Raw genomic sequence first — 13099 nt, 5'->3', positions numbered from 1 at the left:
CTGTAGACAAACAATTTTTAAAATGACTGTTTGGCTAAGAATGAGTATTTGTTCTGCAAACACAATGTTTAAAGGCATGTTTGCAGAACAACCATTTAGAACTTATATGTACCTCGTACAAAGTAAGTACGTCCTAAAGGATCTGCATAACGTGGGTCATACCCCATTTGGAAGTTGTCACCAACATTTGAAGCAGGAGGGTCTTCATCAAAGATATTCTTAATACCTGCTGTAACTTCTAGATTTTTAAAGCCTTTGTATGTGCCTGAAATATTATAAATTGTATAGTCGCTTACTTTATGATCACGATAACCTTCCGCAACAGAAGAACTTGAATTTTGGTCATCGTAACCACGAGTGAATTGTTGTTGGAAATTTACACCCCAGTTTTGGTAATTCCAATATAAATTAGCAGTATGTTTCCAACGAATAATTGGAGCATCTCCAACATATGCTCCTAAACTACTAATCCATTCTCCATCTTTTTCATTTTGATATTTATATTTAATGACATAAGTTCCATCAATTCCAAAACCAAATCGACCTGTTGCTGTCATTGGGGTTATATAATTTAGACTTACATCGACACCAGAAGTTTTTAAATCACCCATATTGTCTTGTGTAGTAATGATATGGTTAAGCGTTCCATCTGGGTTGCGTACGAACTTGTCGGCATATTTTGTTGGATTGTTAAAAATATCACTCTCAGGTAATGCAGCAATTTGATTTTCAACTTCAATATTAAAATAATCTAAGGTTAGAACTAAATTCTTAATTGGTTCAAGAACTAGGCCAGCAGTAAATGATTTTGATTCTTCAGGGTCAAGATCTTTATTTCCTCCATTTTTGCGGTCAAATTGGGTTTCGCAATCACGGCTGGCAACACCACCAGGTGGAAGAGTATCTCCCGGTTTTTTAGGAGGGCCATTCGGACAAAGTACAGGATCATTATAGTAAGCTGAAGTATTTGTTATAGAGTTAGGAGCATTTACTTCCCATAAAGTTGGTGCTCTAAATCCTGTGCTATAAGAGGTACGAAACATTAATTGTTTAATTGGTTCCCAGCGAAGTGCGAATTTAGGATTAAACGTATCTCCGAAATCACTGTAATCATCGTAACGGGCTGCAAGTTGAGCTTCTAATGTTTTATGTAATGGAATATGCAGTTCAGTAAAGACTGCTTTAATATCTCTTTTTCCTTTATTTGTAGGTTCATCAGGATCAACCCCTGTACTTGGTGCTTGACTAGCCACTTCAGACACCACGTTTGAGGTCCATTCATCATGGCGATAGCTAGCTCCTATTGCAAAACCAACGTCACCTGCTGGTAATGTAAATATAGGTCGACTAGCAGTGAAATCAACAGTAGTTGAATCAACATCTGCTTTTAAATAAGCACCAGTTACTCCTAGTGTATCCCATAAGCCTGCATCTTCTGGTGCTTGTGGACCGAATGGGTTTAAAATACCATTATTTAAAGCTTCTTGAGTTCTGTTGTAGTTAAGATACCCACTGTTTAATCGATCTTCCGCTTCGCTATGAGCATAAGTAACACCAGTATTAATATCCCAACCGAATGCTTCACCCTCTAGACCACCGAATACACGATGTGACTCATTAATACTAGAACTAACACGATTACCAGCTTGAGAACGAATATAAAGTTCAAGTGGGCCACTGACTTTATTCATAGCAGGTGTAATTCCATTACCTGGATAATATTTACTATCAGGATTCAATGTTAAATCGAAGAAAACGTCTGGAGCGACAGAAGTAGTAATTTCATTACGTGCGTAAACATATTCTGCTACAGCATTTAAATTGTCATTTAGCTTAAAAGTAGCACGCCCCAATGCTGAGATATCTTCAGTTTTTGGAACAATTCCAATCACTGCTTGACTGTTATAACGGCAGAATCCACCTTGAGCGTACACGAGCGGATTACTTCCACAGCCTGTAGCTGCATATGGGTTTCCTTCGGTACCAGTTTTTGTGTCATAAAAGTTAGCAGGAAAACTACCACTGCTACCTTTTGTAATACCTAACTCTGGTAATAATCCTCCGCGTTTACTAACTTTACGATCTTTAGCCATAACATCGTTGCCATGTCGATAATCAACGACACCAAAGATATTGAAGCCATTTTCATCAAGATCACCATAACCACCAAATACACTTACATCTTGTGTATCCCCCCCATTTTGCTCTGGTTGTGTCAAACCTCCACTGATGTTTAAACCAGTAAATTGTTTTTTAGTAATGAAGTTGATTACACCACCAATTGCATCTGTACCATAAATTGCTGATGCGCCATCTCGTAAGACCTCAATACGGTCTAACATAGCTAGCGGAATAATATTTAAGTTGGTAACGCCACTATCATAAGCATTTGCAGCTAAACGACGACCATTAAGTAAGATTAAGGTTTTATTGGCACCAATTCCTCGGAGGTCAGCTGCTGAGCCTACCGTTCCACTAGCACCTACATTTTGAGCAGTAACAAAACTTGATTGGTTTGCACTGATCTTTGCTAATGCTTCCTCTGTTGTTGTTACCCCTTGTTTTAAGATTTCATCAACTTTTACGATGGTAATGGGTGAAGCACTTTGTGCCGCAACTCCTTTGATTGAAGAACCTGTAACGGCAACTTTTACGACTTTTGTTGGTTTTTCATCAGTGCTTGATTTTTCAGTTTCTGCTGCCTGTGCCAGGGTAAGACACATCATACTCAAACTAAGGGTGCTTAATTTAAGAATTGTTTTGCTGATCTTGGGGGTTGCCTGAGATCGAACATTGTATTTTTTTTTCATCGTGGATTTGATCCCTTTTTGTTGTCGTTAGCGATATTGCTGGAAAGTTTTTAAGCAAAGCAAGTGCCAACTATATATTTTTCTTTTTTTAGTTTATGCAAAATATTGATATATATTGATTTTATTATGGTTCAGCATAAAGATTCATCTTTTATTAAACAAAAATAAATTTTCCGTTTGGAAAATTTTTGAACGCTGGCCAAAAGTTTCAAATTTTTTTGTATAAAAAATATACATTACTGGACTCTTCACATGCTTAATAAATAAAAATGTATCGTTTTAGAACCTTTCTATATGTAATGTTATACTATTTGTAATGTCGAGTTTTGTGGTGTTTTTTATTTTAAATCAATTACTTACTTTGTAATTATTTGTTAATTTGGCTTGTCTCAATATGAATCATAATGTGTCATTAATGTATTTTATTTGTGCATTTAAGGTATTAGATGATTAACATATGCAAATATAATATTTGGCAAAAAGTTACTTTTATTTATATAGTTCAAACCATTTTAAGTACCTAATAAAAATATGAATTTCTAATATTATTAATTATTTTGTGATGAATATTAATAAATGGCATGAAATTCGCTTTATTTTCAGTAGTTACAAAAGATTGGGTTTTTTGACTTTGTTTTTCCATTTGTTCAAATAAAAACGCTTATAGAAAAGTAAAGAATTAAACCCAAATAGGCTTATCTGTTGAAAAAGAACTTTTCTTATGCAGATTTAGATGTTACTCAAAAGGATAATATCTTTTAAAAAACTAATTACGTGGGTATGAACTTGAAATTAAAATTTTTTAAGCTCGCCATTTTAAGTCTGGCTATTACATCAGTTCCTTGTGCTTACGCAATTACACCAGCACAACCAAACAAAATTTTGCATGTTGCCTATGAAGCTCCAGATGATGGTTTCGATATGGTTAAAACTACCAATTTCTATAGTGCTAATATTGCTGAGGCAATTTTTGAGCCTTTACTCAAATATGACTATCTGGCACGTCCATTACAGTTAGCTCCCTATACAGTAGAGAGTCTGCCTAAAGTGGAACAAGACGGTAAAGTTTATACTTTTAAAATTAAGCCAGGTATCTATTTTACCAATGATCCCGCTTTTAAAGGTAAACGCCGTGAGCTAGTAGCCGAAGACTACGTCTATACAATTAAACGGATTCTAGATCCTAAAAATAGAGCACCGTCTGTTTCATTCATTGATGGTAAGTTACTAGGTGCCGATGCGGTTGTAGCCCAAGCAAAGAAAACTGGAAAATTTGATTATGCTGCTCCAATTGCAGGAGTCAAAGCACTTGATCGATATACTTTACAATTTACCTTAACTCGCCAAGACTATAATTTCCCTTATATTCTTGCCTATATTACTTTTGGCGGAGTTGCTAAAGAGGTTGTCGATTATTACGGCGACCGTATTGGTATGCATCCCGTAGGTACAGGCCCTTACATGTTAAGTAAGTATGTACCAAGAAGTAAGGTCGAGTTAGTTGCCAATCCTGATTATCGTGGTTTTGTCTGGAACTTTAAGTCGACAGGAACACCTTGGGATAACCAGCTTGTTAAGGAAATGTCTGGAAAGAAAATGCCACAAATTGGAAAGGTGGTGGTCAGTATTATTGAAGAAGAGCAGTCAAGATGGTTAGCTTTCCAGTCGGGTCAACTCGACTTTGACAAACTTACAGCGAGTGCAGTTCCTCAAGCTTTAGATGGAAATCAGCTTAAAGCTTCTTTTAAGAAGAGAGGAATTAAGCACTATCCAAATAAAGAACCTGAGATTACCTATACCATGATGAACATGCGTGATCCGGTGATGGGTGGTTTTAGCCCAGAAAAGATAGCTCTTCGTAGAGCAATTACTTTGTCGTACAACCAAAAAGAAAGTATAAAACAAGCTTATAAAGGGCAAGCTATTCGGGCTGAAATGTTTATACCTGAAGGTGTGAATGGCTATAATCCGAAATATAAAAGTAGCGTAGGATACAACCCGCTACTAGCAAATAAATTACTTGATTATTATGGTTATAAAAAAGGTGCTGATGGTTATAGAACCCAGCCAAACGGGAAACCTTTGATCTTAAAAATTAATACAGAAAATAGCTCCGCCTCAGTTATCCACTCAGAACTCTGGAAAAAGAATCTGGATGCAATTGGCATTCGAGCTGACTTTAAGGTGAGTAATTTTGCAGATAACTTAAAAGCCGCAACTCAATGTAAATATATGATTTGGAGTGGGGCATGGATTGCTGACTATCCTGAAGGAGATAATTTTGCACAGTTGCTTTATGGACCTAATGCTGGTCAGGGAAACCATGCTTGTTATCAGTCTAAAACATATGACGCTCTTTATACTCAGGCCATTCATTTACCACCGAAACAACGTCTACCATATTATGAAAAGCTCAATCGCCAGATTGAAGCTGATAACCCATGGATTGTTCATGTAACTCGAATTCGTAACTGGTTAGTACGGCCACAAGTTCAAGGTTTTAAACCCCATCCTATGATGAATACAAACTGGCAATATCTTGATATTACTCCTATTAAAAAATAATTTTAGATAAAGATCATGATGACTGAAAATTTAAAACAAAAGCTCAAGCACTGTAGTATCAGCTTGCTATTCGCTAGTATGGCCTTAACGGGATCTACAAGTATTTCTGCGAAAAGCCCAGCCGATCCGAATAAAGTTTTACGTTACGTATTTCCAACAGCTGAGACAGGTTTCGACCCGGCTTATATCCATGATTTATATTCGGCGCATGTAACCACATCGATATTTGAAACTCTATATACCTATGATTATTTAGCAAGGCCGGCAAAGCTTATTCCGCAAATAGCAACTGCTATGCCAGAAGTCAGTGCCGATGGTCTGAGCTATACCATTCGAATTAAAAAGGGAATTTATTTTACGCCAGACCCTGTTTTTAAAGGCAAACCTAGAGAATTAACAGCTAATGATTATGCGTACTCTTTTAAGCGTTTATTGGACCCGAATCTGCGCTCTCCAAATAGCTGGTTATTAGAAAACAAAATTGAAGGTATGGATGCGTTAGTCAAAGCAGCCAATAAGTCCGGAAAATTTAACTATGATCAAAAGGTAAGTGGTTTACAAACACCTGATAAATACACTTTGGTGATTCGTTTAGTTAAGCCAGACTATAACTTTCCTTTATTACTCGCCCATGACCCGACAGGTGCAGTGGCACGTGAAGTCATCGAAAAGTATAAAGACAAAGCCGGTTATGTAATGGGCCACCCTGTAGGTACAGGTCCTTATGTGTTGAGCAAGTGGGTACCAGCATCGCGCATTGTTTTAAAAGCGAATCCTGATTATCGCGGCTTTACTTGGAACTTTACTGCCAGCAGCCCTGAAGATCAGGCAATTGTGAAGCGACTTAAAGGTAAAAAAATGCCCCAAATCGGCACAATTGATATTCAGGTGATGGAAGAAAACCAATCGCGGTGGCTAGCATTTCAGCGTGGTGAGGTTGATATATTTCAGCTTGAAGGCCAACTGGTCGCAAAAGCGGTTAAAGATGGCAAACTAAGACCTGAACTTGCTAAAGAAGGTGTGCAGTTATCTCGCATTGTTGACCCCGAAATTAGCTATATTTATTGGAATCTTAAAAATCCAGTCGTTGGGGGAATGAGTAAGGAGAAAATTGCTTTACGCCGTGCGATAGCGATGTCTCGTTCAATAGATCAAGAAATTAAACTAGTAAGAAACGATGATGCACAGCGTCTACATTTTCCAATTCCACCAGGTGTAGTGGGTAATGACCCTCAATACAGAACTAGTACGCCATATTCTGTGAAAGCAGCAAATTTACTATTAGATCGATATCACTATAAAAAAGATGCCTCAGGTTGGCGTACACAACCAGATGGGAAACCTCTGGTCATTGAATATATGGCGCGTAGTGACAGTATTGGCCAGCAAAGCGCTGAACTTTGGAAGAAAAATTTTGATAGTTTGAATATACGTATGGTCTTTAAACCCATGCTTTTTGCAGATCTTATTCGTGCGCAAAAACAATGTGAAGGGATGTTCGGGTCTTCTGCATGGATAGCCGATTATCCAGATGGGGATAATTTTATGCAAAATTTTTATGGACCCAATACACATATGACGAACTGGTCTTGTGGTTCTACACCAGAGTTTGATCAGTTGTATCGCCAAACGCAACAAATGCAAGCAGGTGCTGAGAGAGATGCGCTTTATCGAAAAATGACACGGTTGTTAGAAGTCTATATGCCTGTTCAAATCTCATATGCACGCTACCGGAATATGCTGGCTCAACCAAAAATCATTGGATATAAGAAGCATCCAATTTTACATGCAGAGTGGATGTATTTCGATATTGATACAAATACTAAATCTAATCATTAAATGAAAAAAATTGGAGATACGATGAAAAATAATGTACTGAAAATGACAACCTTATGTGTGTTGACCATGGGTATAAGTCAATTTGCAACGGCAGAAACAACACGTCCTACTTTGCCATTACTTAAAGCACAACAACTTCCAGGATGGTGTGATGCGAATTTAAAAAAGATTCAGAAAGAGATTTCAAATTTTGAAAAAACACCTGTTAAAGATAATGCAGCAGCGGCACCTATATTGGCAAAATGGGATAAAGTTTTTGCGCATTTTGAAGATTTCTCAGGTCCTATAAGTCTATATAGTAACGTAGACCCAGATGCAAAGTTACGTAAGGCCGCAGAAGACTGTGAAATCAAAATTAATCAGTTTCATACTGATATATTTCAAAATTCAAAATTATATAACGTCATTAAGAATACAAAAGCTACTGATCCGATAGACCAAAAATATCGTCAAGATATCTTAGATCAGTTTGAAGACACAGGCGTTCAACTTGAGCCAGTAAAACGTGCACGAATGAAAGCTATTCTGGATGAGTTGACCAAACTCGAACAAGAATATGCCCGTAACGTCCGTGATAATCCAGAGAAACTTGAGTTTACTCCTGAAGAGATGAAAGGCTTACCTCAAAGTTATATTTCAGCATTAAAGAAAAATGCTAAAGGCAACTATTTATTAGGTTTTGAATATCCGGAATATCGTCCTTTTATGGAGTTGGCAGATAATGATGATGCCCGAAAAAGATATCAAATTGCCTTTACGCGACGGGGTACTGAACAAAATTTAAAACTACTTAAACAGGCAATTGATTTGCGTTATGAGCTTGCTCAGTTATTTGGAAAAGCAAGTTATGCAGATTGGGTTTTAAAAGACCGTATGGCTAAAACGCCTGAGGCTGTAAATCAATTTTTAGCAGAAGTCCAAAAAACAGTAGCGCCACTTGAACGTAAAGAAGTAGAAGAACTCCGTGAATTTAAAGCACAAACATTAAAAACACCATTAGAAAAAACCGAGATCACACGTTGGAGTGAAGCTTACTGGAGTGAAAAGCTTCGTAAGAGTAAATATCAGATCGATCAGGAAAAACTTCGTGATTATTTTCCAACCTTAGCTGCTCAAAAATGGTTGTTTGCTATTTCATCTGATCTTTATGGTATTGATTTTAAACCTGTCAAAGTTAAAGCATGGCAGGATGAAGTTGAATATTACGATGTAGTTGATAAGAAAACAGGAAAACTCCTTGGTGGCTTATATATGGATAAATTCCCTCGTGAAGGGAAGTATGGCCATGCCGCTGTTTGGGGAGTATATGGTGGTAGTACATTAACAAACCGCTTACCAGTTTCAGCCCTAGTCACGAACTTTAATCGTAAAGGGCTAAACAGTGACGAGCTTGAAACTTTTGTCCATGAGTTTGGTCATGCTTTACACGGCATTTTGTCAAATACACGTTATGCGAGTCAGTCTGGAACATCCGTAGAACGTGATTTTGTAGAAGCGCCATCTCAAATGTATGAGGAGTGGGCACGCCGTAAAGAAACCTTATCTAAAGTGGCCGATTATTGCGATCCAGCCTGCCCACGTGTTGACGATGAGTTAATTGCCCGTTTAAAAGCTGTACATAACTATGGTCGTGGCTTGCGTTATGCGCGTCAGACCCTTTATGCACAGTACGATATGTCATTGCATACTGCTGATGCATTAAAAGTAAAACCTTTAGAAAATTGGCAAAAAATGGAAGCTGCTACAGCTTTAGGTTATGTACCAACAACCGAATTTCCGGGGCAGTTTGGGCATTTGATGGGCGGTTATCAAGCAGGTTATTACGGCTATATGTGGTCTGAGGTTCTAGCTTTAGACATGCTTTCTGCTTATGGGGATAACCTTAATAACCCACAAGTAGGGCAACGTTACCGTCAAACGATCTTATCGCAAGGTAGCCAAAAACCAGCAGCTGAATTAGTTAAAGATTTCCTTGGCCGTGATCCTGACAATAAAGCATTCTTTAACGAAATTACCGGACAACGGGTTAAATAAGGAATTATCACTATGCTGGCATATGTTATTCGGCGGTTATGGCAGATGATTCCAACTATGTTGGGGGTAGTCTTACTTATTTTTATTCTTTTTAACTGGGTAGGTGGCGATCCTGCTTATATTTTAGCGGGCAAGATGTCTAATCCTGAGCAGATTGAAAACATTCGTAAGCAGTTAGGTGTAGATCAGCCTTATTACGTTCAGCTCTGGATTTTTATTAAGCAGATTCTCACTTTTGACTATGGGGCGAGTTGGAGTACTGGCGAACCTGTTTCTCAAATTATTTTAACCCGATTGGGACCCTCGCTCACGCTTCTAATCCCACTAACTATTTTACAGACGGTTATTTCAATTATTTTGGCATTGGCTGTTGCAGCGGTACGTGGTTCTCTAACCGACCGTATGGTCATGATGCTATGTACTATTGGCATGTCGATCAGCATCTTAGTTTACATTATCGTTTTTCAATATGTTCTGGCTTATCAGCTAAGTTGGTTTCCTGTGCAAGGCTGGAGCGACACTTTTACTGATAACTTATTTAAGTTTGCCTTACTGCCAATTCTAATCATGCTGGTGGTGAGTATTGCACCGACTTTACGGTTATATCGTAGTTTCGTGCTTGATGAAATTAATCAGGACTATGTTCGAACAGCACGGGCTAAAGGTGTGGGTGAAAGCCGAATCTTAGGTGTACATGTACTACGTAATGCTTCAATTCCGATTATTACCGACGTGATGTCAACTTTACCTGCATTGCTCATAGGAGCATTTTTAATTGAACGTTTTTTTGGTATTCCCGGGATTGGTCGAGAGGTGATTATTGCAGTTGAGCGGAGTGATTTTCCTGTTATTAAAGCAATTACAGTTTACATCGCAGCTGCAACTATGATTTTTAACCTGATTGCCGATTTGGTCTACAAAGTGGTTGATCCACGTGTACAGTTGAAGTAGGTGGGCTATGCTGAGCGTTTTATCAAAAAGAAAACAACAAACAAAAGCCGAAGCTCATTCATCTGGCCTGTGGAAACTTGCCATGCGTCGTCTTCGGGCCGACAAGATCGCAATGTCATCGCTAGTGATTGTATTGCTTTATTTTATTATCTTGGTTCTATCAATGACGGGCGTGATTGCATCTGACTGGAATAAAGAAGTTGCTGTGAGTTATGCGCCACCCACATTTATAGGGGCAGACAAGACAACAGAAGCTGGACAAAATGCAGCAGCAATTGGGGAGGAATTACCAGAAAATCCAGTTGATCCTTTAAAAGATGTAATTAACAAGCTTAAGGCTGAAATTAAACAAGAAAAGAGCTCTGGAAGTGCAATTGATTATTATGGTGTAGTTGACCCATTAGCCGATGATATGAAAGCGATCGATCAGCAACTTGGAGGACATTTACTTGATCAACAAGCAGAACTGAAAAGTACCCTTGTGTTTGGAGCTGATAAATGGGGACAGGACGTTTTAAAGAAAACTATTAAAGGTGCTGAAACTTCAATTATTGTTGGGGTGATATCGGCTTTAATCGCAGTAGGGATTGGTACACTTTTAGGCGCAATTTCTGGATATTTCGGTGGTTGGGTTGATGATATTCTCAACTGGTTTTATAACATTTTTACCTCAATTCCATATTTATTATTAGTTCTCGCGATTGCTGCAGTACTTCAACAAAAAGGTATTTTGTCTATTGTTCTGATTTTAGGTTTAACGGGCTGGACGGGTGTTTATCGATTAATACGTGCTGAATATATGAAACACACGGCACGTGAATACGTTCTTGCTGCCAAAGCAATTGGTGTTGGTCACTTCCGCCGTATGTTCATTCATATTTTCCCAAATGTCAGCCATATCGCTTTAGTCCAAATGTCAATTTTGGTGGTTTCTTTTATTAAATCTGAAGTTATTTTGAGTTTCTTGGGCTTTGGTGTGCCAGTAGGCGTAGTGTCTTGGGGGAGCATGTTAAATGAAGCACAAAGTGAACTACTTTTAGGTAAGTGGTGGCAGCTTGTCGCAGCTTCTGTCGCAATGGCTGTTTTGGTAACGGCATTTTCAATGTTTACTGATGCGCTCCGTGATGCATTAGATCCAAAACTAAAATAAGAGGAAGATCAAAATGATCGAACAAGAAAATAAGAATGCGCCGTTATTGCACGTTAAAAATTTACGAGTAAGTTTTAAAGGTCAAGATAAGCAATATATTGAAACCGTAAAAGGAATTACTTTTGATATTCCTACAAATACTACGGTTGCTTTAGTAGGTGAGTCGGGTAGTGGTAAATCGGTTACTTCTTTGGCAACTATGGGATTGCTGCCTGTAGGTCAGAGTAAAATTGATGAGCAAAGTAAAATTATATTTGAAGGCAAAGATTTACTAAGCTTATCTCGTAAAGATATGCGCAAAATCTGTGGTAAAGACATAGCCATGATTTTTCAGGAGCCGATGTCATCATTAAATCCAGTTTTTACGGTTGGCAATCAAATTGCAGAAGTGTTGTGTTTGCATATGGGATTGAGCCGTAAACAGGCCCGACAACGCGTTTTAGAGTTGCTTAAAGAAGTAGGTATTCCGTCACCTGAAACTAAAATTGATGCCTATCCAAACCAACTTTCGGGTGGTCAACAACAACGTGTCATGATTGCTATGGCGATTGCATGTGAGCCTAAACTGCTCATTGCCGATGAACCGACTACGGCCCTTGATGTCACGATTCAAAAGCAAATTCTTGATTTACTCGAGTCATTGCGTAAGCGCCGTCAAATGTCGATGCTTTTTATTACCCACGATTTAGCATTGGTCGGTGAAATTGCAGATAAAGTCATTGTAATGCGTCATGGCGAGATTAGAGAGCAAGGTGCTGCTGAACAGGTTCTTGAACAGCCTAAAGATGTATATACGAGAGCTTTATTATATTGCCGCCCGCAAATGTCACAAAGACCTTATCGTTTACCAGTGACCAGCGATTTTATGCGTCAAGAAGACGATGTATTGGTCGAGCAAAGTTTTGATGCTTCAGAAATTCCCGAGCGCAAACGTGGCTTAAATGGTGATGAACAAATCATTTTAGAAGTAAAAGACCTGAAAAAAAGCTTTTATAGCCGTAAAGGTCTATTTGGCAAAGAAGAGTTTCAGGCCGTAAAAGGTGTTTCTTTTAAGCTGGCTAAAGGAAAAACCTTAGGATTAGTTGGTGAGTCAGGTTCAGGTAAAACGACTGTTGGGCTATTACTCATGCGCTTACATCAGGCATCTGGTGGGCAGGCTTTCATCGAAGGTAAAGATATTCTTTCATTAACTGAAAAAGAGTTTGCTAAATATCAACGGAAAATCCAGATCATCTTTCAAAATCCGTATGCGTCTCTTAATCCGCGCTTTACCATCGGGCAGATTTTATTAGAGCCTATGCAAATTCATGGTATTGGTAAAGATGATGCTGAGCGCAAGCAAATTGCTCTCAGACTGCTTGAGCGAGTCAATTTACCTGAACAAGCTTACTACCGATATCCGCATGAGTTTTCAGGTGGACAACGTCAACGTATTGCCATTGCACGCTGTTTAACGCTAAAGCCTGAAATCTTAATTTGTGATGAATCTGTTTCTGCGCTCGATGTTTCAGTTCAGGCACAAGTACTTAATTTATTGCAAGACTTACAAGATGAGTTTGGACTAAGTTATATCTTTATTTCACATGATTTATCGGTCGTGAAATATATCTCTGATCAGGTCATGGTCATGAATCATGGCGAGGTTGTAGAAATAGCCAATTCAGATGAACTCTATGCACATCCTCAACATGATTATACTAAACGACTATTAAAGGCGATTCCTCAAGGGATTCAACACGTTTCATGAGCG

General features: G+C 38.4%; 8 protein-coding genes. 6 read left to right on the top strand and 2 right to left on the bottom strand.

Features of this window, described 5'->3' with window-relative positions:
* Positions 1–95: 95 nt before the first annotated feature.
* Both AAC388_RS09845 and AAC388_RS09840 read right to left on the bottom strand, forming a co-directional pair.
* A complete protein-coding gene (locus AAC388_RS09845) occupies positions 96–2810 on the bottom strand; it encodes a TonB-dependent receptor (RefSeq protein ID WP_342370532.1) in 2715 nt (904 codons plus the stop codon).
* Positions 2811–3330: 520 nt separating this feature from the next.
* Positions 3331–3453 carry a hypothetical protein gene (locus AAC388_RS09840; RefSeq protein ID WP_014206611.1) on the bottom strand — a complete coding sequence of 41 codons (123 nt, stop codon included), beginning with the start codon at positions 3451–3453 and terminating at the stop codon, positions 3331–3333.
* 131 nt (positions 3454–3584) lie between these two features.
* On the opposite strand from AAC388_RS09840, the gene AAC388_RS09835 reads away from it, so the two are divergent.
* Genes AAC388_RS09835 through AAC388_RS09810 form a run of 6 tightly spaced genes read left to right on the top strand, consistent with a single transcriptional unit; the run spans position 3585 to position 13096 of the window.
* Positions 3585–5375 (top strand): ABC transporter substrate-binding protein, encoded by a 1791-nt coding sequence (locus AAC388_RS09835; protein WP_342370531.1) that lies wholly within the window; start codon positions 3585–3587, stop codon positions 5373–5375.
* Between the two features lie 15 nt (positions 5376–5390).
* The gene (locus tag AAC388_RS09830; protein WP_342370530.1) at positions 5391–7214 is read left to right on the top strand and encodes an ABC transporter substrate-binding protein; all 1824 of its coding nucleotides are present in this window, start codon (positions 5391–5393) and stop codon (positions 7212–7214) included.
* Positions 7215–9248: a M3 family metallopeptidase gene (locus AAC388_RS09825; protein WP_082182917.1), complete on the top strand. Its 2034-nt coding sequence runs from the start codon at positions 7215–7217 to the stop codon at positions 9246–9248. It begins immediately after the preceding gene.
* Positions 9249–9260: 12 nt separating this feature from the next.
* Entirely contained in the window at positions 9261–10199 is a 939-nt protein-coding gene (locus AAC388_RS09820; RefSeq protein ID WP_000881922.1) for an ABC transporter permease, read from the top strand.
* 7 nt (positions 10200–10206) lie between these two features.
* Positions 10207–11349, top strand: a complete 1143-nt coding sequence (locus tag AAC388_RS09815; protein WP_342370529.1) for an ABC transporter permease — start codon at positions 10207–10209, stop codon at positions 11347–11349.
* A 13-nt stretch (positions 11350–11362) separates the two neighbouring features.
* Positions 11363–13096, top strand: a complete 1734-nt coding sequence (locus AAC388_RS09810; RefSeq protein ID WP_342370528.1) for an ABC transporter ATP-binding protein — start codon at positions 11363–11365, stop codon at positions 13094–13096.
* The last annotated feature ends 3 nt before the right edge of the window (positions 13097–13099 follow it).

Source organism: Acinetobacter sp. D009 (assembly GCF_038562025.1).
Lineage (GTDB): Bacteria > Pseudomonadota > Gammaproteobacteria > Pseudomonadales > Moraxellaceae > Acinetobacter > Acinetobacter pittii.
Note: the sequence above shows the minus strand (reverse complement) of the source record. Positions and strands in the feature narration are given on the sequence as shown.

Excerpts from the sequence above, each read along its gene's own strand:
- AAC388_RS09825 (WP_082182917.1), top strand. The coding sequence starts at position 7,215 with ATGAAAAAAATTGGAGATACGATGAAAAATAATGTACTGAAAATGACA.
- AAC388_RS09815 (WP_342370529.1), top strand. The coding sequence starts at position 10,207 with ATGCTGAGCGTTTTATCAAAAAGAAAACAACAAACAAAAGCCGAAGCT.
- AAC388_RS09845 (WP_342370532.1), bottom strand. The coding sequence starts at position 2,810 with ATGAAAAAAAAATACAATGTTCGATCTCAGGCAACCCCCAAGATCAGC.
- AAC388_RS09810 (WP_342370528.1), top strand. The coding sequence starts at position 11,363 with ATGATCGAACAAGAAAATAAGAATGCGCCGTTATTGCACGTTAAAAAT.
- AAC388_RS09820 (WP_000881922.1), top strand. The coding sequence starts at position 9,261 with ATGCTGGCATATGTTATTCGGCGGTTATGGCAGATGATTCCAACTATG.
- AAC388_RS09830 (WP_342370530.1), top strand. The coding sequence starts at position 5,391 with ATGATGACTGAAAATTTAAAACAAAAGCTCAAGCACTGTAGTATCAGC.
- AAC388_RS09840 (WP_014206611.1), bottom strand. The coding sequence starts at position 3,453 with ATGGAAAAACAAAGTCAAAAAACCCAATCTTTTGTAACTACTGAAAAT.